Annotated in this window: 18 protein-coding genes and 8 tRNA genes; 24 read left to right on the top strand and 2 right to left on the bottom strand. The window is 29.0% G+C overall.

Going from position 1 to position 24,693, the window contains the following annotated elements:
* From ACWXVQ_RS02545 to ACWXVQ_RS02615, 15 genes are all read left to right on the top strand, one after another.
* Nucleotides 1-425: hypothetical protein (locus ACWXVQ_RS02545; RefSeq protein WP_456013511.1), on the top strand; the 425-nt coding region annotated here is incomplete at its 5' end.
* A 190-nt stretch (nucleotides 426-615) separates the two neighbouring features.
* Nucleotides 616-1,413 (top strand): tRNA1(Val) (adenine(37)-N6)-methyltransferase, encoded by a 798-nt coding sequence (locus ACWXVQ_RS02550; RefSeq protein WP_444704791.1) that lies wholly within the window; start codon nucleotides 616-618, stop codon nucleotides 1,411-1,413.
* Nucleotides 1,406-2,971, top strand: coding sequence for a methionine--tRNA ligase (gene metG, locus ACWXVQ_RS02555; protein ID WP_456013512.1), 1,566 nt, complete (start codon nucleotides 1,406-1,408; stop codon nucleotides 2,969-2,971). The genes ACWXVQ_RS02550 and metG overlap by 8 nt, the downstream gene beginning before the upstream one ends.
* 103 nt (nucleotides 2,972-3,074) lie before the next feature.
* Nucleotides 3,075-4,112, top strand: a complete 1,038-nt coding sequence (locus ACWXVQ_RS02560; protein ID WP_456013514.1) for a hypothetical protein — start codon at nucleotides 3,075-3,077, stop codon at nucleotides 4,110-4,112.
* Nucleotides 4,113-4,223: 111 nt separating this feature from the next.
* Nucleotides 4,224-5,495, top strand: coding sequence for a GTPase ObgE (gene obgE / locus ACWXVQ_RS02565; RefSeq protein WP_456013516.1), 1,272 nt, complete (start codon nucleotides 4,224-4,226; stop codon nucleotides 5,493-5,495).
* A gap of 65 nt (nucleotides 5,496-5,560) precedes the next feature.
* Nucleotides 5,561-5,637 (top strand) — tRNA-Pro (locus tag ACWXVQ_RS02570).
* A 5-nt stretch (nucleotides 5,638-5,642) separates the two neighbouring features.
* Nucleotides 5,643-5,719 (top strand) — tRNA-Ala (locus tag ACWXVQ_RS02575).
* 4 nt (nucleotides 5,720-5,723) lie between these two features.
* Nucleotides 5,724-5,800: transfer RNA gene (locus ACWXVQ_RS02580), tRNA-Met, on the top strand.
* A 27-nt stretch (nucleotides 5,801-5,827) separates the two neighbouring features.
* Nucleotides 5,828-5,903: transfer RNA gene (locus tag ACWXVQ_RS02585), tRNA-Ile, on the top strand.
* A 1-nt stretch (nucleotide 5,904) separates the two neighbouring features.
* Nucleotides 5,905-5,995, top strand: a tRNA-Ser gene (locus ACWXVQ_RS02590).
* A gap of 6 nt (nucleotides 5,996-6,001) precedes the next feature.
* A tRNA-Met gene (locus ACWXVQ_RS02595) sits at nucleotides 6,002-6,077 on the top strand.
* A gap of 1 nt (nucleotide 6,078) precedes the next feature.
* A tRNA-Asp gene (locus ACWXVQ_RS02600) sits at nucleotides 6,079-6,155 on the top strand.
* Nucleotide 6,156: 1 nt separating this feature from the next.
* Nucleotides 6,157-6,232 (top strand) — tRNA-Phe (locus ACWXVQ_RS02605).
* Nucleotides 6,233-6,415: 183 nt separating this feature from the next.
* Complete coding sequence (locus tag ACWXVQ_RS02610; RefSeq protein ID WP_456013518.1) at nucleotides 6,416-7,219, top strand: SemiSWEET family transporter; 804 nt, start codon at nucleotides 6,416-6,418, stop codon at nucleotides 7,217-7,219.
* 234 nt (nucleotides 7,220-7,453) lie between these two features.
* Nucleotides 7,454-7,714, top strand: coding sequence for a hypothetical protein (locus ACWXVQ_RS02615; RefSeq protein ID WP_438340326.1), 261 nt, complete (start codon nucleotides 7,454-7,456; stop codon nucleotides 7,712-7,714).
* Nucleotides 7,715-8,106: 392 nt separating this feature from the next.
* Here the strand turns inward: ACWXVQ_RS02615 and ACWXVQ_RS02620 are convergent, their stop codons facing one another.
* Nucleotides 8,107-10,701: a hypothetical protein gene (locus ACWXVQ_RS02620; protein ID WP_456013520.1), complete on the bottom strand. Its 2,595-nt coding sequence runs from the start codon at nucleotides 10,699-10,701 to the stop codon at nucleotides 8,107-8,109.
* A gap of 866 nt (nucleotides 10,702-11,567) precedes the next feature.
* Nucleotides 11,568-11,915, bottom strand: coding sequence for a YigZ family protein (locus ACWXVQ_RS02625; protein WP_456013522.1), 348 nt, complete (start codon nucleotides 11,913-11,915; stop codon nucleotides 11,568-11,570).
* Between the two features lie 35 nt (nucleotides 11,916-11,950).
* Here ACWXVQ_RS02625 and ACWXVQ_RS02630 point away from each other — a divergent pair, with 35 nt between their 5' ends.
* The 9 genes from ACWXVQ_RS02630 (at nucleotide 11,951) to mip (ending at nucleotide 24,373) form a co-directional block, all read left to right on the top strand.
* On the top strand, nucleotides 11,951-12,847 hold the full coding sequence (locus tag ACWXVQ_RS02630; RefSeq protein ID WP_455993638.1) for an RluA family pseudouridine synthase: 897 nt from the start codon (nucleotides 11,951-11,953) through the stop codon (nucleotides 12,845-12,847).
* Between the two features lie 67 nt (nucleotides 12,848-12,914).
* A complete protein-coding gene (locus tag ACWXVQ_RS02635; RefSeq protein WP_456013524.1) occupies nucleotides 12,915-13,871 on the top strand; it encodes a hypothetical protein in 957 nt (318 codons plus the stop codon).
* A gap of 15 nt (nucleotides 13,872-13,886) precedes the next feature.
* Entirely contained in the window at nucleotides 13,887-15,062 is a 1,176-nt protein-coding gene (locus tag ACWXVQ_RS02640) for a hypothetical protein (RefSeq protein ID WP_456011978.1), read from the top strand.
* Between the two features lie 12 nt (nucleotides 15,063-15,074).
* Nucleotides 15,075-15,653 (top strand): hypothetical protein, encoded by a 579-nt coding sequence (locus tag ACWXVQ_RS02645; protein ID WP_456013526.1) that lies wholly within the window; start codon nucleotides 15,075-15,077, stop codon nucleotides 15,651-15,653.
* 150 nt (nucleotides 15,654-15,803) lie between these two features.
* Entirely contained in the window at nucleotides 15,804-16,220 is a 417-nt protein-coding gene (rpsL, locus tag ACWXVQ_RS02650; RefSeq protein ID WP_438340319.1) for a 30S ribosomal protein S12, read from the top strand.
* 28 nt (nucleotides 16,221-16,248) lie between these two features.
* Nucleotides 16,249-16,719, top strand: a complete 471-nt coding sequence (rpsG, locus tag ACWXVQ_RS02655) for a 30S ribosomal protein S7 (protein WP_438340318.1) — start codon at nucleotides 16,249-16,251, stop codon at nucleotides 16,717-16,719.
* 44 nt (nucleotides 16,720-16,763) lie between these two features.
* Complete coding sequence (gene fusA, locus ACWXVQ_RS02660) at nucleotides 16,764-18,857, top strand: elongation factor G (RefSeq protein ID WP_456013528.1); 2,094 nt, start codon at nucleotides 16,764-16,766, stop codon at nucleotides 18,855-18,857.
* A gap of 333 nt (nucleotides 18,858-19,190) precedes the next feature.
* Nucleotides 19,191-21,545 carry a putative immunoglobulin-blocking virulence protein gene (locus tag ACWXVQ_RS02665; protein ID WP_456013530.1) on the top strand — a complete coding sequence of 785 codons (2,355 nt, stop codon included), beginning with the start codon at nucleotides 19,191-19,193 and terminating at the stop codon, nucleotides 21,543-21,545.
* A 32-nt stretch (nucleotides 21,546-21,577) separates the two neighbouring features.
* Nucleotides 21,578-24,373 (top strand): Ig-specific serine endopeptidase MIP, encoded by a 2,796-nt coding sequence (gene mip, locus ACWXVQ_RS02670; RefSeq protein WP_456013532.1) that lies wholly within the window; start codon nucleotides 21,578-21,580, stop codon nucleotides 24,371-24,373.
* The last annotated feature ends 320 nt before the right edge of the window (nucleotides 24,374-24,693 follow it).

The raw sequence follows: 24,693 nt of genomic DNA on the forward strand, positions 1-24,693 counted from the left end.
AAATTGAAATTGATTTTGGTGATCCAACTAATGAAGAAATTAAGAATGTAATTGAAAACTTCTATTACAAGAATTTATATAAAGAATACGACAAAACTAAGGATGATGACAATCATGGATTTGATTTTCCATTAGATGATGCATTTTATGGTGATTTAGATATTTTTTCAAAAAATAATGAAAAAGAACATAATGAACCATGGTATGAAGATGATGAACCCGGTATAGCAAAACCAATGCAATCCTTACCAAAAGCGCAATCTAAACAAGAACAAAAAAGTGATTCTAAACCGAAAGTTCAAGATTTAAGTGGGCCATCAAAATGAGATAATTTTTATGATCTTTTCTCAGGTGGAATTAAGGGTAAAGGTCCGATTATTGATATATACGGCATCCCCGGTGAAAAAAATGGAAATTCAAACTAAAAACCAGGTTCATTCTGGTTTTTAGTTTGCTTAAGGAAAATATTCATTTTTGGGATAACTAGTTTGTTGTTATTTATCATTATGTATAAGGCTTTTATAAATTATGAGGTTTTAAACATTTTATTAAAACGAAATGATTAATCTAACTTAATGCAGTATCAAAAAAAATATTAATTTATAATTAGTTATTATGAAAAAAATCGGTGTTTTTAAAAATAACTTAGGATATGGTAATGACCTCTTTGTTTATCAAGATAAGGAGATGTTTAATTATTCTGTTGATACAATTTTATTAGGTAATTTCGTTTCAATTAATCGCAATGTATCGAATATGCTCGAGGTTGGTACAAATAATGGAGCATTATCAATCTTTATGGCTGCCAGATCCAAAAAAATAAAAATTGACGCAGTTGAAATTCAACCTAAAGCAGTTTTGCTGGCTAAGCAAAATGTATGTTTAAATAATTTGGAAGACCAAATAAAAATTTTTGAAGCTGATTTTAAAGAATATGCAAAAGATTATGCTTTTAAATGTGGGAATAATCTTGCTAAGAAATACTCTTCAATTGTTGCTAACCCACCCTACTACAATGAAAACTATAATCAAGTTAGAAAAACTGGTACATATGCGCAAAAACTGGCTACACATGAAATTAATTTAGATTTAGAAACACTTATTTCTTTATCTTCTAAAATAATTGAGCAAAAAGGTTATTTTAGTGTTGTGCTTCCAATTGCTAGATATATTGATTTAATATCATTATTGCGCAAATATAATTTTGAACCAAAAAGAGTGCAACTAGTTTTCACTAGAATCAATTCTCAACCTAAATTTTGTTTAGTTGAATCACGATTTAACTCGGGTTGAGGCACGTATTTTGAACCAAATATTTATCTTCATAATGATGATAAAAACGACCATTCATATCGCCTAGAAACGCAAAAACTTTATATCCCAATGAAACAAAAAGGAGAAAAACATGAATAATTCAAAAAAAACATTTTATATAACTACTCCAATATATTATCCTAGCGGAAATTTACATATTGGTCATGTCTTAACAACGACACTGGCATGAGTTTTTGCAAATTATAAAAAAACTCAAGGATACGAAACTTTATTTGTGACCGGTATTGATGAACATGGTCAAAAAATTCAAAAAAAAGCTGAGGAATATAATTTGTCCCCTCAAGAATATGTTGATATTCAATCTCGGAAATTTATTGATTTATGAGGTTTATTGAAAATTAACTATGATTTCTACAGTCGTACTACAAGTAAACAACATGAACAAGCAATTATTAAAATTTTCGAAAAAATGTACGAAAAGGGATTTATTTTTAAAGATAAGTATGTAGGTCTTTATTCGGTTAGCGATGAAGAATTTTTTACTAAAACACAAGCTATCTATAAAGACGGAAGATATTACCACCCGACATCAGGTCATGAGCTTCAAGAAATTAAAGAAGAAAGCTATTTCTTTGATATGAAAAAGTTGGAACCTTGAATAAATGAATTTTTTGATATAAATTCTAACTTTTTAACTAATAAAAATATTGCCAAGGAGCTAAAGAGTAATTTTCTTTCCAAAGGAATTGAAGATCTATCAATTACTCGGGTTTCCTTTGATTGAGGAATCAATGTACCTAAACAAAAAAATAATGATGAAAAGCAACATGTTATTTATGTTTGATTAGATGCATTATTCAGCTATTTAACTGCTTTGGGATATGAAACAAATAACGATGAAAATTATCATAAATTTTGGCGTAATGGTAATGAACGTGTTCACGTTTTAGCGAAGGAAATTTCGCGTTTTCACTCAATTTACTGACCAATATTTTTAAAATCACTTGATATCAATCTACCGACAAAAGAAGTTGTTCATTCATGAATTATTACTCCCGAGGGTAAAATGTCAAAATCAAAAGGAAACATTGTGGAACCAATTCCCTTAATTAACAAATACGGAGCTGAGGAAATTAAATATTTCTTTTGTTCGCAGGTTAATATCGATAATGACTTTTCTTTTAGTGAAGAACTTTTAATTAACGTGCTAAATGCTGATTTGGCAAATAATTTTGGTAATCTTGTTAATCGTACTATCAAAATGGTTAATCAAAACTTTGCAAATGGCACATACTTTGATAAGAATAATTTGCTTGAAATCGATCAAAAAATATTAGACTCATTAAGTGTTTATTATGAGGAATATAAAAAGGAATTTGATCAATTTCATGCTGATAAGGCAATTAAAAATGCTATTAATTTGTCTTCGAAATTAAATGAATATATAGATTTAACAAAACCATGATTGTTGAAGGAAGATTTAGATAGACTTAATTGCGTTTTAAATACCTTGCTTAACGGGATTTATAGCATAGCCTTAATGTTATCTGTTGTCATGCCTCAAAAGATGAAAAAAATATTTAGTTTTATTAAGATAGATTTGATTAATTACGAACAAATAACTAATTTTGCCAAATTTGATAATTTGTATCCTGAGGCTAACGAGATCTTATTTGCAAGAGTTATTAAGAAATAAGACCATTTTTCATTTATAATATAATTGAAATTATGGAATATCTATAAAAAGCAAAAAAGATTCTTTTTTATCAAAATAAGGAATTTAACAATAAGGAGAACAAGTGAAAAAATCAAATAAATTGCTATTAGCATTGACATCTATTTCGTTACCAGTTATTACAGGAGCTGCGTTGGTTTCGTGTTCAAATCCATCTAACCCAGGGCCTAAAAAACCAGAAAAACCAGCTGAACCAAGCAATCCGCATAAGTCCCCCGGCAAACCTGGCGATCAAGGCAACCCTGAAAATAAGCCAAAAGAAAAACAACCTGATAAGCATGAGACACCAGATCAAGGAAGTAATACTACTCCTCCAATAGTGAATCCCCAAAAACCCGGCGAAGGAAAGCAAGAAGATCAGTCAAGTAAAAATCCTCAACAAGATAATCCAAAACATGACAATAAAAAAGAAGAAAAAAATCCCCAAACACCTGAACAAAAACCTGAACAAACACCCCTCCCAAATGATCCTATGGATAAACATGATGATAAACCAAAAAAGGATGATCAATCAAAGATCAAAAAAGAAGATGATAATATACCAAATGATAAAAATGGCATTATAAAAAAATTTGAAGAGTTACTTGCCTATTATGAAAAAAAATGAAATGATGTTAATAAAAAGATTGATGATTTACAATCTAAACTTAATGGAGATGAAATAAATAAACTAACTAGAGAAAAAGTAGCTCAAGATAAAACAGAACTTTCCTTCTTGCTTAATTTAGCTAACGAAATAAATCTAAAAATTAATAGTAGATTCTCGGAACTTAAAGAAGAAAAAAGTATGCATAAAGATGTTGATGAAGAACTTCTTAGAAAAATAAAAGAACTTATAACGGAATTTTCAGAAAAAAAAGGCGATAAGTTAATTGAAGAATTTTCACAAAAAGCAAGAGCCAAAGCAGAAGAAACATGAACTAAGAACCTTGCAAAGCAGAAAGAATTATATGAAAAACTAACTAAGCTTCTAGAAAAAATAACGGATTCAGAAGCAAAAGAAGATTGGAAGAAAAATATCGAAGATCTTTATAAAAAATTGTCACTAACAGATGAATTATTGCAACAATTAAATAAAACCATTGAATCACAAAAAAAGTAAATTAAATAATAGAAAAGCAGCCTTGTTAATTTTGAAAAAGGTTGCTTTTAATGTATTTAATAATTACTCATAATGGCTAAATTTATCTAAATTTTTGATAAAATAAAACACATGAAATTTATAGATGAAGTTGATATTTTGGTTATTGCTGGAAAAGGTGGAGATGGGATCATTAGTTTTCGTCGTGAGGCTAATGTTGATAAAGGCGGTCCGGACGGCGGCGATGGAGGAAATGGAGGTTCAATATATTTTCAGGGCGATCCTGGGCAAAATACATTATTGCCATTTTACTACCAAAAAAAGATTGTTGCTAATGATGGGGAAAACGGGAAACCTAAAAATGCTTTTGGCAGAGGCGCTGATGATTTAATTGTTAAGGTGCCATTGGGCACTATGGTTTATAATGATGGCAAGTTAGTTGCTGATATTGTTACAGAAGAAAAATATCTGATTGCTAAAGGCGGTAAAGGCGGTAAAGGCAATTTAAGATTTAAATCATCAAGAAATACTGCTCCAAGAATTTGTGAAAACGGAACATTAGGTGAAAGATTTAATTTGCATCTAACATTAAAGGTTTTAGCTGATGTGGGCTTTGTTGGAAAACCAAGCGCAGGGAAAAGCACAATTTTATCTCAAATTTCTAATGCTAAACCCAAAATAGCCGATTATAATTTTACAACACTTGTTCCACAATTGGGTTTAGTTAAATTTTATGAAAATACTTTTGTAGTCGCAGATTTGCCTGGATTGATAGAAAAAGCTTCGGAGGGCAAAGGCCTTGGGATTCAATTTTTAAAGCATATTGAGCGTTGTAGGGTTATATGCCACATTATTGATTTTGGTGATTCAAATAAAAACCCAATTTTGGATTATGAAATTATTAATAATGAACTAAGATCTTATAATCTTAGACTTGAAAAATTACCGCAGATTGTTGTAGCTAACAAATCTGATCTTGAATCATATCAAACTCATTTAGAAAAATTTAAAAGTAAGTACCCTAATATTAAATTAATAGAAAATTCATCATTGCTCGACTCGCATATAGAAGAAATAAAAAAAGTGTTATGAGAAACTCTACAAGAAGCCAAAATTAATATTGTTAATGAATTAAAAGAATCTGAAGAAGTTGTTGTTATTTCGCTAGATAAAAAGAAAATAGAAATTATCAAACTGTCTGATGATACTTATGAAATTGTTGGCAGTGATATTTATAAGGTTTATGAAAAAATTCCTGTTATTTCTATTGATAATTTATGAAGATTTAATTACAAATTAAAATCATTAGGTGTATTTGATTTAATTAAAAATTCAGATATTAAAGATGGTGATACTATTAAAATTAAGGATTATGAGTTTATTTGAAACAACGAAGATTTTTAAAAAAATTAATAACTAACATAAAAAATAATATATAATAATAAAGCATTTAGCAAAAATTTCTGTGTGGAGAAGTAGCTCAGCTTGGTAGAGCACTTGACTTGGGCTCAAGCGGTCGCAGGTTCGAATCCTGTCTTCTTCACCATTTATGGGGGGGTAGCTCACCTGGCCAGAGCGCCTGCCTTGCACGCAGGAGGTAGAGGGTTCGAGTCCCTTCCTCTCCACCATTATGGCACTGTAGCTCAGTTGGTTAGAGCGTCCGGTTCATACCCGGAAGGTCAAGAGTTCGACTCTCTTCGGTGCTACCAAATGTAAAACCCAATAGTGAAATTTTAGGACCCATAGCTCAATGGTTAGAGCAACCGGCTCATAACCGGTCGGTTACAGGTTCGAGTCCTGTTGGGTCCACCATGGGCAATTACCCAAGAGGCTGAAGGGAGCAGTCTTGAAAACTGCCAGGGGCTTCACGGCCCGCGGGGGTTCAAATCCCTCATTGCCCGCCATAATATAGCGGAGTAGAGCAGGCGGCAGCTCGTTGGGCTCATAACCCAAAGGTCATTGGTTCGATTCCAATCTCCGCAACCACGGTCCAGTGGTAAAGTGGTTTAATACGCTTCCCTGTCACGGAAGAGATCGCGGGTTCAATTCCCGTCTGGACCGCCATGGCTCTGTAGCTCAGTTGGTAGAGCAACGGACTGAAGCTCCGTGTGTCGCTGGTTCGATTCCTGCCGGAGCCACCATTTCAGAAATGACTTAACACCAAATTGGTGTTTTTTTTTTTTTTTTGAACGTTCTAATTTTACATAGCAAAATTTAGATGGTTTTTATAATAATTTTTAATAATATGTTTTTGCTATAAAAAAATATTAAAAACTAGGCAATATTATGTTTATAAATTAGTATTAATGTATAATTTTTTAGTTATGACAGCATTAGAAATATCTATTCAGTTTTTTGGAGCATTAGGAGCGATAGCGACAATTCTTTTAGGTGTTCCTCAACTAGTTAGGGTTGTTAAAACCAAAAAAGCTGAAAACATAAATTATTATTCATTTTGAATTTTTTATATTGGAATTATTATTTGGTTAATTTATGGTGTATTTACAGGTGATGAAAACGGTTGATACATTTTTTTAGCAAACTTAATTTGTTCTTTTATATATGCTTTTACAATGTATTTTTTATATCACTATAATAAAGTAATTACCAAAAATCAAAAAAAATTTGCAACGGCAGCTATAGTTTTAGTAGAATTATTTGCAACTTCGATATTCGCTGTATTTATAGTATTAGTATTTCAAAAGATTAATACTGGTTATTTTTATCCAATTGTTGGGAATAGAATTGCGGTATTTGATAAAGTTACATCACTTATTATTGGTTTAATTACGCCTGCGGGAACAACCTTAGCTTTTATGCCTCAATTAATAAAAGGATTAAAAACAAGAAACTTTAAATCAATAAGTCCTTGAATGCTATTTATTTTTATTTTAAATAACTTATGATGAATTATTTTCTTTATTTTGAGTATTGTAGATAAAAATATCAAAGGTGAGGAAGCTGCCTTGAATGGTTTAATCGGGGCTCTTGTATGGCAAATTGTATCATTAATTGTTTATACAGTGCAATTTTCATTTGTTATATCATATGAAGTGAAAATGAAAAAGTGCGAGGTTTTGCATAAAAGAACTATGATGATACAAGATGATGCAATGGAACAAAAATAAGATTCTATATCTTTAGAGGCCTTGACTTGAAATATATCAAAGTCTCTTTTTTATTTATTTTATAAAAAACCTGTTTTAATTTAATAGTGGACAATACAAAAAAATTAAACAAAGCTTCAAAAACTATTTATTGTTTGTATGCTACTTCTAAAATATGTGCATGATGAACTGGCCAAAAAATAGTTTTTCATTTAAAAAACATATATAATTATTTTAAGATTTAAAGGAAAAAATATGGGTCATAAAATTGGTTGGGTAATATGTTTGATAATAAGCTTCCCAATACTTGTTGTTTCTTCAATAATTGCTTCTATTACATTTAGTAATGAAGCATTATTATCAAATGCTACTACACCGCTTGGAAAACTAGTGTTTAAACTAAACGGCTTTTTGAAACTTGGTGATATAAGAATTATATCTTATGTTGGTATAGCGATAGCTGCGATATTTGGTATATTGTCACTAATATCATTAATAAGATTGATAAAAAAATAATGTGGTAGTGTAGATAATTTTGTGTAAATTTATCTCTGGCTTATTTTTAGTAAGAGATTTGAGAATAGCAACCACACAAATCTAAATTTATTATACAAAAACAACCAAGCAACATTATGTTGTTTGGTTGTTTTAATTATTTATTTTTTTCAAAAATAATTTGTAATCGATTAAAAACAGGCCCCCAATTAGTAACAAACTTTATTTCATTTTTCTAACTGATTTTGGGTTGTAAAATAAACTCTTATTAAAGAGTCATCAAAAAGAAATAAGCTTTTTAAAAAAATGCACAAAATTACTTATGGTAACACTTTTTTGCTTTTTATTAGCTAAAAATTGTCAACAAAAAAGTCTAAAACCTCATAAGAGATTCAAGACTTTCTTATTTTGACCTAATTTTTGTTTATTTCTTTTCTTTTTTGAATCTTATGACGTTTAACTGCATATCAAGTACCAACACTTGCGCCAGCTAATGCTAGTATTACCACAAGAGACCCTACAATCGCAGCTACATTTATCTTTGATTTGCCTTCTTTTTTAGATTTTGTTTCTTGCTCAGTAATTGCTTTTTGAATCTTCAATTTAATAATTCTTAATTCTTTTATATTTTGGGCGTTTTCTATCAATTTTTCTAACTCTTTTTTTGTATTTGAATTTATTAGCTTGTTTAGTTCTTCTTTTGTAGAATTAAGTTCCATATTAAATTCTTGTGTTGCTTTAGCTGCAATATCTTTTATTTTATTAGTATTTTCTTTGTTGTTGCTTAATTCCCTACCTAGTTGTTTTTTTAATTCAGAACCTTCTAGTCTGTCAATAGCATCATTCGCCTCTTTTTTTATTTGGGCATTTTCTTGAAGTATTTTTTCTTGAGTTATTTCTTTTAATAGAATTTTTAGATTCTTTATATTATTTGCATTATTAATTTTTGTTTGATAATCCTTTTTATCTAACAATTTGTCAAACGTATCTAATATTTTTTGCTTTTCTATGTTATAAATTTCTTCTGCTTTTTCTGCTACATTAGTAAGTTTAGCAACATCATTTTTTGCATTAGCGAGCAACGTTTTAAATTCTTCAAATCTTTCTGAACCTTCAGTCTGATCAACGGCTTTTTGCGCTCTTTTTATTAATTTGTTTAAATCTTGTTCTTTTATTTGATTCAATAGCGCTTCATTTAATTTATTTAATTTTTGAATATTATCAGCTTCTTCTAGCGCTTGCTCGAATCCTGTTTTATCATCTAAACTTTTTAGATTTTTTTCAACTTCATTTCTTTTTAATTTGTATTCAGCATTTATTTTTTCCGCTAACTTAGTTAGTTTGGTAATATCATCTTGCGCTTCACTATGTTGTTTTTTATATTCTTCATAATTCACTGAACCTTCAATTTTTTTCAGTGCTTTTGTAGCTTCTTCCCTTGCTTTTGTTAAATCTTCTACATTCTTAATTTTTTGTGCCTCTACTATTAATTTTTGTAGATCTTCAATGTTTTTTGCTTTTTTTAATTCTTCAAGTTTTTTAGTTCTTTGGTCTACTGAGTTGATGCTATTTATAAGCAATTTTGTTTTGTTGTTTTCATCAGAAAACAAATTAGTTGATTTATCATTAAGAGCATTAAATTGTTCAATAGTAATCTTTTGGTTTTCTATTTGACTTGATAATTTAGTATTAAGTTCATCTTTTTCTTTTTTAATATCAATATTAATTTTAGTATGGTTACGGCCAAAATCTTTTCATTTTTTATCAAAAGCTTCTATTGCAACTTTTCTTTGTTCAATTTGTTGCTCATTTTTTTCTTTTATGGTACTAAATGTTCTCATAAAATCATCATACATGCTAGAACCCTTTGTTTTTTTGATTAATATCATTACATCGTTTTGATATTCCTGTATTTTTTTAGCCATAATATCAGCATAAAGTTCTCTTAAAATTCCTACATTACGTGCTTTATTAATTTTTTCTTTAATATTAGGGTCTTTGTTTCTTAAATCTTCAAATGCCATATCGACTTTTTGTTTTTCACTAAGATAAATATTGTTAGCGGAATTTTTAAGATTTTCCAAAAATTCCATTGTGCTAGAATTCGAAACTAATTTAACTAATGGTTTAATTTTTTCATCGTATTCGATAGAACCGTATGATTTTTGTGCGGAAATTAATGCATCATACATTAACTTATCATGCGAAAATTCTGATTCAACTTCTTTTATAATTTCTTCAATAATACTATCATTCGCTTCTTTTTTAATTTTTTCGAGAATTGGCAGTGAATCTTTTAAGGTATTTAAATAAGCAGGATCTGCAGAATTAATGCCACTTTGTACCTTAAATAGATCTTTTATCAAATTTTTAATATTTGAATTTTCTTTGTGTTGAATCAATAAATTAATGGCCTCAAAATGAGCAATAATAGTTTGGACTATATAAATATCACTAATTTTTGATGAAAATTTTCCGGAAGTTACATTTGATCTTAAATCATCTGCAACCTTATAAACACTATCAATGTTTAATTTTTTGTATTCATTAAGCAAGAAAACATTATAGTCAAAATTAACATCTGATCATAATCTAATAAAAGTTCCCCAATGTAAAAAGTTATGGTCATAAAAAAAGTATTCATTGTTAAAATTATCAAAAACACCATCAGGAAAAATTTTAAATTTCATTAATTTTTCTTTATATGGAAGTATCTCTAATTTCTCACCTTGAAAATTAATTAATTTTTTTAGTACTCTATATGCAAATAACATTTTGTAATGAGTTTTAAAGGCTTCAGTCTTTCAGTAAATGTTATAACTTTCAACATCATTATAGTCATCATTTGTGGGTATCGATATTGCCTCAGTTGCATAAACGCTAACATTATTGCTAGAATTTTTTTCCTCTTTATCGATATTATTGGCCATATTGTTTTGAGCGCTAATTACTAATGGTGTTGCAGCTATCATAACTGCACTTAACAATGGGCTTAACTTAAACTTCATATTACTCCTTTTAATGAAAAAATTTACTATAAATCAATTTATTATTATGCTATTTTAGGTATAAAATATATCTTATTATTATATTAATAAATATGCCAGATTAATAGAACAAAAAAATAGTTTTATTTCAAGAAAAAAATAGGCAAATTAGTGTTTATAGTTTTTTAATAATCGCTAAATCTAAATAAATAAAAAATTATATATAAATAATTCATAATTTTTGAACATTGGGTGAAAATAGCATTTTTTGAAACTATTGTTATTTTAGTTGAGTTCTAAGTTTTTTAACACAAAATAAAATTAAAATCTAAGGATACAAAACAAATTAGAATTCAAAATTAAGAAAAATTTTATACTTTTTTTAAAAGGGGATTTTTTATCTTTCTCATTGTTTCTTGGATTTGCAATTTTGGTTTTTTCTATACTAGCTTGTTAGTTATTTTTTTAGGATCCTAAGTTGGAGTTTTGTTTTAATTTATTAAATAATTTTAATTCAAAGGATTGCCTTAAAAGGTTCAAAAGAATTAGAAAAAGTATATTTGGGTTTTTCTTAGTTTTTATAATTGCTTTTTACTTTCTTTCATGTTACATTGATATGTTTTGTTTAATATCTTTAAGATAGAATAGGTTGATAGTTTGGCAACTATAAAAAAACACTAATAAAACTGGTTATTATACTAGGATATAATTGATGTTAGTTTTAAAAGACATGTAGTTTCAACTAAATCTAAAAATAAATTCTTTAAATTTTTACTCCATTATTTTTGCTAAATTTCAATCTAGTGTAATGATAGATCTTTTAAATATTAGAAATATTTAAAACATTAATTCTAAAAACGAGACTTATATTTGAATTTGAATCTTATTTACTCATTAAAAAGTAGTTTGGCTGCTTGCAAGTAAGCTCTTAATAAATTACTTCTCCCTAATTCAATACCACCGAAATAACGAATAACAACTAATAATTTATTTTTTAAATTTTTATTATTTAAATAGCTATAAAGAGGAATCCCAGCCACACCTTTTGGTTCATGGTCATCAGTATATCCATTGATAATAACATCATTGTCTTTTATAATATAAGCATAAACAATGTGCTTTGCTTTTTTATGTTCTTTTCGAAGAGATTCAATATTTTTTCTTACATCTTCTTTTGAATTGATATTAAATAAAATGGGGATAAATTTTGATTTTTTGATTTCCAAAAACTTCATGCTATTATTATAACATTTGTTATAATTTAAAAATTATGTTGAAACTTGTTGCAAACTATTCTGAAAGAATTGATAAATATATAGCAAATAATTCTTCAATAACTAGAAATGATATTCAAGAATTAATTAAAGAGGGGGCTGTTTTTGTTAATGGAATTAAAATTAATAAAAATAAATTTGTTATCAAAAACAATGATGAAATAGAAATTGTTAGAGTCATCGATAAACAAATAAAGATTGAGGAACAAGAAATCAGCCTTGACATTGTATATGAAAATGAAGATTATTTGGTTATAAATAAACCTTCGGGTTTAGTAGTTCATCCGGCCCCCGGCCACAGGAATAATACTTTGGTCAACGGCTTAATGTACCACTTTAAAAATAATTTAAGTAATGTTAATGGGCTTTTAAGACTTGGCATAGTTCATAGGATAGATAAAGATACTAGCGGGCTATTAATTATTGCTAAAAATAATTCAACCCACAATTATTTTGCTTCCTTGCTTAAAGAACATAAGATTAACAGGACATATATTGCTATAGTTGATGGAAGAATAGCTAACAAAAAAATGCATATTAATTTGCCCATTGGAAGAGATATAAAAAATCGTCAAAAATTTGCTGTTAGCGATCAAAACTCGAAAAATGCATATACAATGATTGAATGTCTTGAATATTTGAAAATTGATAATAAAGATAAAACATTAGTAAAATGTAATTTAAAGACAGGACGAACTCATCAAATAAGAGTGCATTTAGGATATATTAAGCATCCAGTTTATGGTGACCCTGTTTATAATAAAAAAATTGATTCTTTTAATCAAAGGCTCCACGCTGCACAACTAGATTTTATTGATAATAAGGGAAGAAACATACATCTTGAGGCCCCTATTCCCGAACTAATGCAAAGAGAAATCGAGCAAGGTAGATAAAATTTAGTTATAATTCTAATATATTTTAAAATTAAGTAAACTCATTAAAACCAAAAAGGAGGTGTTTATGAAAAATATTGATATAAATAAATACAACTCAATTGATGAACTTTACAAACACAACAAAAAGGCAATTTTAGTAAAATCAATATTATTTACAGCATTTTTAGTTGTGATGTTTTTATCATTAATGGCCATATTTATTGAGTATGCAGTTAGAAAACAAGTCTATTTATTGAATTATAAAGAAGCATTTTCAAATGCAAATCCTAGTTATGAGATATCTACCATTAATGCTTCAGTTGAAGATTTGTTTATAAGAAAATTTGCATTTTCTATCGTTGTGGCATTATTCTCTGGAGCTGTATTGATTTGACATATCGTTTCTTTGACACTTTCACTAAAAGAAAAAGATTTCACAAAATATTCGCCTTGGTTACTGACCTTATATAGTATGACTGTTATGATTATATTTATTAATTTATTTTTCTCAGCCGGTGGTATTTTTAGAATTAAACCATGGGATATAAACCAAATTTTAAATCTTATTGTTACAATCATATTTTTAATAGGATATTTCACAATATATTGGCCGTTTTCAAGAATTGTAAAATTATTTAGAATTGTAAGAATCAACAATGAACAAGGTAGAATAAATGAAATTTTTGGGCAAAAGTTTTCACAAACTAACCAACAAACTTATTCTACACAACCTCCTATATTTGATAATAATGAACAAAAAAACAATGATGAGATTATTGGCGAAAAAAATAATAAATCATATAGCTCACAATTAGAAACATTAAGCGATGAAAAACTAATAATTATGGCGCAAAAATTAAATATATTTGGTGCTAGCGAATTAAAGCGTAAGCAATTAATTGAAAAAATCAGTGCCATATTTGAAAATAATAATAGTCATAACGAAAAAGCTAATATGAGTAACAATGAAAATAATAAAGAAAATGAATCTGATAATGCCAAAGAAATAAAAGATATTGAGAATAATAATGATTATGATTAATTTTTAGGAGGTAAAATGAGTCAGCTGTTTTTACAAGGACAGAATTCAAAGGTTCCCAATAATTCTGAAAGTGTCGGTTCTAATCCTTTTCTAATTTATGGTTTAATATTGACACTTTTGGCAATAGTTAATTTATATTTAATAATTAAGTTTTTTATTAATTTTAAGCGTAGCATTAATAAAACAAAAGCAGTACTAGATGGTTTTTTATTTAAAAAATATATACAAGGGTTAAATATAAAAAGTACCGCGTTTTATAATATAGTTACAATTTTAGTTATTCTAGCTATCCAAATTATTTTTTCATCTGTATCATTGTCAAAAGTATATTCATATATGGGAACTGCAACCCAGAAATTTAATTCAGGTCTGGTTACAGAAATGAAGTATCTAGAATATAAAGACACCATTACCTCATATATTCCTTTATTTATAACATTTATTTCTTTTGCTATCGTTCTTTTGATTTCATTTGGTATCGCATTTGTTGTAATTTATTACATAAGTTTTAACTATCCTCAATATAAACATAAGAATGAGGCAGTGTATAATGAAATTATTTCTCTTAAGGAACTAAAAAAACAAGAATTAGCTAAATATCCTGAAAAAATTAATATAGAGTTTGATAAGTTAAAATCTTCTAATCTTTTATTATCCAATGTGTTATTAAGATGAATGAAATTTTATAATAATATGGATCAAATAAAATTCGAGAAACAATATAACTTATTTTTAAATCAATTATTTAAAGTAGAGTATTTTGCAGAAGTCCAAAACGAAATTAAAAGTAATGCTCAAAAAATTTCTGATATTGCGGAATTTGCTACACCAATTCACAATCAAGATTTATCAAAGATTGAGCAGGAAATTATTTGGATGGATAAAATGGACAAAAAAGCTAAAATTCTTAACGAAACTAAGGAATTAGCAGCAATGTCAAAAGCTGAATTTAATAAAAAATATGAGGAATATGTATACACGGCTCGTGCTAATGATCCTTTATATCAAAGCGCCACTAAAAATTCATGATTATTTTATCGTGATAATGAAGTTGAAGATTTATTCTTTAATCCACATTCGAATGTTTCATATTATTATGAAGATTCAAATATTATTTATGAAAAAGAACTTATTGATTTTATGCATGAATATAAACAATTTTTAATTTCAAAATTTTTAGCAACTAAATAATTTGCTTTTGCTATGGCTAAAAAAATAAAATTAGTACTAGGTTTTTTGCCAGTTATTACTATTGCACCCCTTGTTGCTTCATGTAGTCAAAATCTCGAAAAGTTAAAATATAATGTAATTAACTCACTTAAGAATGATATTATAAATTTATTAGCAAATGTTGATGCGTTATTTGGAAGTTCTAAGAATGAAGAAGTTATTAAATTAAAGGATGAAATTAGCAATCTTCTAAGGTCTCTAAAAGAGGAAAAGATAACTCATGAAAATAATATTGACGTTTTTATAAATAAAGCTAAACAAAAATTTAAAAACTTAGTGCAGAAATTTGCGGATATGTACAATAATAATACTCGCCTTGTTTCTGAATTTTTTGAAGAACTAAGTAATTTTTCACAATGAACACTAGATAATTTGATTAATGTTAAATACACGCCCTTGATTTTAAAAATTAAGAAATATTTGCAAGATCATGTATTTAGATATGATTGAAATATTAGTCAAATCACCAAAGAAATAAGCAAACTTAAGGCATTTGAACAACAAATAAAGAAAGAAAAAGAGCAAATTGATATTATTACCAAGAAATTTTAGTAGCCTAATTATATCTGGCTGCTTTTTTATTAATAAAAAACATAAAAAAGTAAAAACACTGGTTTAGTTGTTGTATAATAATTTAGTATTTTTAAAATAAGAGTTAAAAATATCTGAAAATATGTAAAACAATGTTAAGAAAGGAAAAAAATGCCTACAGTTGCGCAATTAGTTAAACAAGGCCGTAAAGATAAGACAACTAAATCTAAAGCCCCTGCTTTATTAAAGATGTACAACTCTTTACAAAAAAAAGAAAAAGCAATTCCAGCCCCATTTAAACGTGGTGTATGTACTCGGGTTGCTACAATGACTCCTAAGAAACCTAACTCAGCTATTCGTAAATACGCCCGTGTTAGATTATCTAATGGACAAGAAGTTACTGCTTATATTCCTGGTGAAGGACACAATTTACAAGAACACTCAGTTGTATTAATCCGTGGAGGTAAAGTTAAAGATTTACCTGGGGTTAGATATACTATCATCCGTGGTACTCAAGATGCCGCTGGGGTAAACAATAGAAAACAAGGTCGTTCTCTATATGGAACAAAAAAACCAAAAAGTAATTAATTAGAAAGTTAAATAGAAAGGAAAGAATATGTCAAGAAAGCATAAAGCACCTGTGAGAGATGTCTTAGCAGATCCAGTTTTTAACTCAAAAATTATTACCAAATTAATTAACACAATTATGCTAGATGGTAAAAAATCTGTTGCCGAGAATATTTTATACAGTGCCTTTGAAATTATTAAAAACAAAACTGGTAAAGAACCAATGGAAGTATTCAATTCTGCACTAGAAAATGTAAGTCCACAACTTGAAGTTCGTTCAAGAAGAGTTGGTGGTTCTAATTACCAAGTTCCATGTGAAGTTAGTGCTAAAAGAAAACAAACATTAGCACTAAGATGAATTATTCAATATGCCAGATTAAGAAATGACAAAACAATGGAAGAAAAGTTAGCACATGAAATCATTGATGCAGCAAATAAAATGGGTGGAGCTATCAAAAAGCGTGACGATACCCACAAGATGGCTGAATCAAACAAGGCATTTGCTCACTTTAGATGATAATTACCTATTTTTATTTAAATTATTTATTTTATTAGGAACAAAGTATGTCAAGAGAATATAAATTAGAAGATTATCGTAACATCGGAATTATGGCTCATATTGATGCAGGTAAAACTACAACTACAGAAAGAGTTTTATACCACACAGGAAAAATTCATAAAATCGGTGAAACACATGAAGGTGCTTCGCAAATGGATTGAATGGTTCAAGAACAAGAACGTGGTATTACTATTACTTCCGCAGCTACAACTGCATATTGAAAGAATAAAAGATTAAATATTATTGACACACCTGGACACGTTGATTTTACTATTGAAGTTGAGCGTTCGTTGCGTGTTTTAGATGGTGCTGTCGCTGTTCTAGATGCTCAATCAGGTGTTGAACCTCAAACAGAAACTGTTTGGAGACAAGCAACCAACTATAAAGTTCCAAGAATTGTTTATGTTAACAAAATGGATAAAATGGGTGCTAATTTCAAAGCATCTGTTGAGTCACTAAGAAAGCTATTAGGTGCTAATGCACATGCTATCCAACTTAATATTGGTGAAGAATCACAATTTAATGGAATTATTGATTTAGTAACCATGAAAGCCTATGAATTTGATGGTGGTGTCGACGAAAATATGAAGGAAATCGAAATTCCTGATTATCTAAAGGACGAAGCAAATTTAATGCGTGCTTCTCTTGCCGAATCACTAGCAGATTTTGATGAAGAAATTACTGAATTAATCCTAACGGAACAAGAAGTTTCGGCTGAATTAATGAAAAAAGCTATTAGAAAGGCTACTTTAACTTCAACATATTTCCCAGTTGTTTGCGGAACTTCGTTTAAGAATAAAGGTGTTAAGTTAATGCTTGATGCTATTGTTGAATATTTACCTTCACCATTGGATATTACCGCAATGAAGGCATACAAAGGTGAACAAGAAATTTCAATTCCTGCTTCTGATGATGAATTTTTCTCAGCATTAGCATTTAAAGTTATGAATGACCCATTTGTTGGTAATTTAACCTTCTTTAGAGTATATAGTGGAGTTATCTCAAAAGGCTCATATGTAATAAATTCAACAAAAGGTGAAAAAGAAAGATTTAGTAGAATTTTATTAATGCATGCTAATTCAAGAACTGATATTGACGAGGTTAGAACTGGTGATATTGGTGCTGCTGTTGGTTTAAAATACACAACAACTGGTGACACACTTATCGATGAAAAACATAAAGAAATTGTTTTGGAAAATATGAATTTTCCTGAGCCAGTTATTTCACAAGCAATTGAACCTAAAACAAAAGATGCTTCTGAGAAGCTTTCATTAGCTCTACAACGTTTAGGAGCAGAAGATCCTACATTTAAATACTATACAGATGAAGAAACTGGGCAAACTATTATTGCTGGTATGGGTGAACTTCATTTAGACATTATTGTTGATAGACTAAAACGTGAGTTTAAGGTTGAAGTAAGTGTTGGGGCTCCACAAGTATCATATCGTGAAACAATTACTAAGTCAGCAGAAGTTGAAGGTATTCATAAGAAGCAATCTGGTGGTAAGGGACAATATGGACACGTGTGAATTAAATACGAACCAAACCCTGATGGTGGATTTGAATTTATTGATAAAATTGTCGGTGGTAAAATCCCTAAAGAGTACATTAAATCGATCGAAAAAGGTCTTAAAGAAAAAATGGAAATTGGTATTCTTGCCGGTTATCCAATGATTGATATTAAGGCAACTCTATTTGATGGTTCCTACCATGAAGTCGATTCATCAGAACTTGCTTATAAAATTGCTGCTTCAAAATCATTGACCAAGGGCCGTGAACAATTGGGGACTGTTTTATTAGAACCAATTATGGATGTTGCTGTTGTTGTGCCAGAAGATTTCTTTGGTGATGTTATGGGAGATATCTCTCGTAGAAGAGGTCAAGTTAGAGATAACGAAACTCGAAACGATGGAGCGCATGTTATTAAAGCATACATTCCATTAAATGAAATGTTTGGATATGCAACTCAATTAAGATCAATGACAACTGGACGTGGTACATATCAAATGTGATTTGATCATTATGAAAAATTACCTCGCAATTTAGCTGACGAAATTATTAAGAAACGTGGCGGAAAAGTTTCGGTTGACGAAGATTAATTTAAATAAATTTTAAAATAATAAAAAGGTCTAGGGCAAAATTGCCTAGGCATTTTTATTATACTTGTATATTCTTAGTATATTTGCAAATTAACAAGCCTATCTTATTTGCAATATAAAATATGATAGGAATTAAAAATAAAAAAACACCTTAAATTAAGTAGTAAAATCTCTTTTTATTATTTTAGACTAACTATTGTTATTTTAAAGAAAATAGATAGTAGTTAACTTATGCTTATTTTTGTGTATTATTATATAAATTTTAGTATAATGTAGGTTAAATTAAAGGTTCATAAGATTTTTTATGAATTGAAATTATTTTAAGGAGAAAATATGAAGCTTTTAAAGAGTAAAAAGAATAAGATCGTTTTATTTACCTTAGGATCAACAATATTAGGTTCAGCAATTATAGGTAATGCTATTTTTGCTGCTAACCAAAAGAATAAAAATGGTATAGAATTTAACAATATTTATGGTGAAAACTCTGAAATATTTCACAAAGGTACACCCGATGTAACTAAAGCTGATGTGTCTATAACTGATAAGAATTTAAAAGAAATTCCAAAACCTCCTGTTGTTGTGCCTCCACAACCCAAACCCGAACCAGAACCTATTCCAGTTCCTCCACAACCTAAACCCGAACCAAAACCTGAACCCAAACCACAACCCAAACCCGAACCAAAACCCGAACCAAAAACAAACCCAGTCCCCCTTCCACAACCCAAACCAAAACCTAAACCTATCCCAGTTCCGCCGAAACCTGTTCCGGTTCCGCCGAAACCAAAACCAACTCCCAAACCAGCGCCAAAGCCGGCCCCTGCCCCTAAACCTGCCCCTACACCTAGAAGCGAAAGAATTACTATTACAATTAATGGTGTTCAGGTTCTAGCTGAAGTAACACCACCTCCAACTAGACCATTAGACCCTCGTGATGTTGCTGCGGGAATTACTAATAAAAATCCTTATGTAAATGAAATTGTTGGAAATGTTAAAAGTGTTGAAGTAACAGATGAGTTAAGAAAAGCAACTCTTAAACAACTTATTATTAATAATGCAGATGGACTACAAAACTATTTCCCAAGCCTTATCGATGGTGTACTACTTGAAAAAACTGAATCATTTGACCCTGATAGATATATTAAATTAAATAGTCAAGTATGAACTCAATTAATTGATAAATTCAGACGTCTTCTAGATAGCCCTAATGTTGTCAATTTCTTAAAAGAGGATGCAAAAAAACAATATCCTAATAAACAATTTAAGAGTGAAAATGTTAAATATGCTTGATTAATTAAAAATTTAGATTATTCAAAATTTACAAAATTAGGTAAAGGAGCAGAAGAATATTTAAAACAAGGTTATACTGCTTCTCCTAATAATGCATATATTAATGAAAATGGAGAAATCGACTCATATAGCTATTCACCGGCTCCTGGTTATAACGGCGAGATAGCTAGACGTGAAAGAGATAATCGTGACCGTCGTGCTTTTGGCATTGAGGGATATTTTGGTCGAAATCCAGAACAAATTCAAAATGGTGTATATCCAGGATGAACTAAACAAGATGTTACCCAATCTGAAAAATTTAAAGAATTCAATGTCGGAAATAATGATGGTATAACCATAACTGAATTAACAAGACAAAAACCGCAAGAAGGTAAGTTAAATAAAGGCTACATTGTGGAAATTGATGCTGCTAACTATGATGGTTATGAGAAAACTAAGAATTTAATTGAATCATTAAAGAATAAAGGTATTGAAATTACTTCATATCGTATAAAAAATATGGGTAAAAAAGATCCTAACCAAAAATTCAAAGATATTTTAAGAGCTCTACCAGATAACTTGCCGCAATTAGAACTTTTCTTTGATCATAGAGCAACTAATACATCAGCATTAGTCGAATTAGAAAAGAAAAACATTAAGGAATTAGCGTTATTTACCTTAGGTAATTCTCTACTTGATGATTGATCGATTAACCCATGAGCATTGCGTAATGTTGAGTGAATTAATACTATTGATTACAATGTTAGTTGAGATACAAGACCCGGAGCCGAAATTGCTTCAAGAATTACATTTAACACCCTAGCATTTGAAGAGTCTGATTTACTAAAAGATGAATCGGATCCGCAAAAGAAATATGAAAGAATTAACAATGGTTTAAGAATGGCTTATTACACTAGAAATAATGAAGGGATATTTCAAGGTGGGTTCGGCCCTGGTCTAAATCCAGATACCAATGAAGGCGGAAATAGTTATCCAACAAGAATTGATTTCTCAAGAGCCCCTTCTATCAGATCATTAAAAGGCTTAATTTTTTATGATTACATTAAATCATCAAATAAACCAAGAAAACTAAAAAATGCTAAATTCTTTAGTGATAAAGCCTGATACGAAATTAGTGGTGATGATTTAGATGATGCACAATTTGACACCGTAATGTCACGCGGTGAACCTGGATTTCCTCCAACTAAAATTGAATTTAGTAATGGTAGTGTTACGCAAAATGTTAGATTAACAACTAAAGATAATTTGACCAGTTCAGCCTTAACAAATTTAAGCATCTTAATTAATTTATCAGGAATTTCGAGGGAAGTTCAAGTTCCACAGGGGGCAACTACATTGAAGAGTCAACTTGAATCTAATGGTTACAAAGTAAGTTTTGCTAGTGATAAAGCATTCAACTAATTTTAGAAAAGTATGTAAGGAATCTTAAAATTATGAAATTAACAAAAAGAAACAAGGCAATTATTACTGCGTTTTTTGGAATGCCGTTACTTTTTTCTCCAACATTTGCATTGATATCATGTCAGGATGACATAACATCACTAAAGACAACATTAAAAAAACAATTAACCGAATTAGAGACATCTTTAAGAGAATTAAAAGATACCCGCAGTGATGCTAAACAATCGAGCGCTTATGCTGAAGGAATAAAAGTTCAAAAAGAAATTAATGATATTCTAACTAATGAAAGCAGTGGCGTATTTGATTTGCGTAAGGCTAAAAATAAGGCAGATCAAGCCATTAATGCCATAAAAAGCGAAATTACAAATATTAAGGAAAACATTAAGAAAAATTGGTCTAGTGAGACACCGGACAAAAGCATAAAATATTCGGATGATGAATTTAATGATGATTTTAACAAATTAATTGTTAATACAAACATTGAAGATAATTTTGAACTTATTTTTAGTAACTTTTTAACAGGCAATACCAAGTCACAGCTATTTGCTAGTGAGCTACAAAAGAATGTTTCCAATATAAAAATTAATTTTAAGGATGTAAATCTAAATAATAAAATCAGCATATCAATTGAAGGTATTATTTTAGAAGATGACGCTAATACTACCGGAAAAGCTAAATTTAATGTTGTTTTTAAAAATAAAGCAACATTAACAAGAAAAAATCATATATTTGAATTATCAGGTTTAAAAATTTCGCCATTTAATAGTGATTCAAATGGTGATAAACCGAATAACAAAATTGATTCAACTCCAGAAGATAATGAAGTTTCAAAATATGTTAGTTTAAACCAAAAAGAGCGTTTTAAATATGATAATGATAAATACGTCGGTTCGCTAAAGCAATATTTGGCTTTTTCTGCCGGTATTGATGATTGAACTAAATTAAGAGAAAATACTAAGGCAACTAGTGAACAAATTAAAAAATATGATGAAAAAGCAAAAACGTTAGGTCAAGATTCTTATGAAAATGCCGCATATAAAGGTTTTAGCTTGCCTTCATATAAAGCAAATGGTGAAGTCGATGGAATTGAATTATTTGAGCCTTCAGAATTAGGAAAACAACCTTCATGAGTTGATACACTAGGTAAAAATGATCCCTTTAAAACTAATGGCTTAGCAAGAAAAATTGTTAATCAAAAATATCTTGATATAGCCAAACAGACTTTTACAATTGCTTTAACAAGAGCTAATGATTTTAAAGATGAAATAGCAAAAATTGAATTAGCTATCAAACATTGAAGCGATCCTAATAATGAATTAGAATTTAAAAAATTAATTGACAAAAAGGTTGCTGAATTAAAAGAACAAAAAGAAGCTCTAACAAAAGAATTAGATGACAAAATTGCTAAGAACACTGATGTTCATTTAACTGAAAGTCTTCAAAAAGAAAAAGAAACTGAACTAAAAAAATATGATGACGCTATTGCAGAATATAAAAATAGAACTCGTGAAATCGAAATCCAAAAGCAACAAGCAGCTATTCTTGATTTAAAACTAAAAGCAGAATCAAAAAAACATTTAATTGGCGAAAATGGAACCACTTGAATTCTTGATTACCAACTTGATAGTAATGGTTATCCAACAAAATGATATTTAGGAACTAATTCTCACGTTGCAAGGGCATTAACTGATAATTTGACAAGTTTTTCAATTGCTAAGATTGACAATAAATTACAGGTTGGGCAAAGTTTGCGTATTTCTGAATTAGATGATAATATTACTCGCTTTTCGTTTGAAGATCCTAGCGCAATTAGAAAGGTTTTTGATGGAACTGACTATTTAAAATCTCATCCATCTGATTTCTTATCTGAGCGTCAAAAGAAAAAATATGGTGATGTGGAAGAATTTGTTGATTTTGCTGTTTTAGAAATTGATTTTACTAAGATTAATAAATATTATGCAACTTCAAATGACCAAGATGTAACTCAAAGATATCCAAAAGTCGGTAGTGAACATTTTGCACAAAATTTAGCAAAAGAAATTACTAATGATTATGCTAATCACGCTGATAAACAAGTTAAATTTAAACAAAAATCATACTTAAACGATTATTCAAAAATTGATTTTCCTCTAAAATCTAAATTACCTAAAGATATAGATTTCTTGTATGCTGTAGGGTGGCCTTCATCACGTGAAGATTATTATTTGAAGAAATACATTGATGATGATCAAACTAAAAGAAAAAACAATAGTTTTAGCTTGTGAATTAATAGCGAATATGAATATTATGATGCAAAAATAACTAATGGCGAAGATGGTACACCTTCTTCATATCCAAAAGAAAAACTTGATCGAGGAAGTTTTCTTTCTTACCAAATTGGTTATCGTTCGTTTATTGATAAACCTGGTGTTTTAGATACATTTATAGCGGCTCCAAAAATTGGCGAAGATTTTTACTATGTTAATGGTAAAAGATATGTAAATATGGGGCTAGCTTATATTCCACGTAGATATGCACCGATTGGTGGTTCTTCTGGAACTTCTATTCGAAATCAACATAATGAGCTAGTTTCAATATTTTATGCATCAAATACTTTGGCACGTGTCGGCCTATCGGTTGCTTTTAGATCTGAAGGTTATAACTATGATGGTTTATATGGCAAATATAATCTTCCACAATATGATCTAATTTATGGTGGTGGTAAAGAACAAAAAAATTCATATCGTGAAGCGCTAAAAGAAATCTATTCAGCCTCGGATTTTAAAACCAACCTATTTAAAAACGGATTGAATGAAATACCTTCTGAATTTAGATTTAATAATAATTAAGAATTAAGCAAGAATTATTTCTTGCTTTTTATTTTCCTTTTGAGTTTTCCAGTTTTATTATACAAAAATAACAAATCTATCTAAAATTGAGGTATATTTGTTATTTTTTAACTATCTTTTAACAACGTTTTTAATATCATCATAAATTTATCAAATGTCTTTTATTGTATTAGAATCCTCTTTTTTTGTATTTCATAATTTCTTTTTTGGCGAATTTATATCAACCCTCTTTCCAAGCTCTGAAAAAATATCGACCAAATTAGATTCTTTTGACATGACTATATTAAATTAAAATGTTGTTAAAAAAATAAGAAAATAAA

This window comes from Mycoplasma sp. 527 (assembly GCF_053851595.1).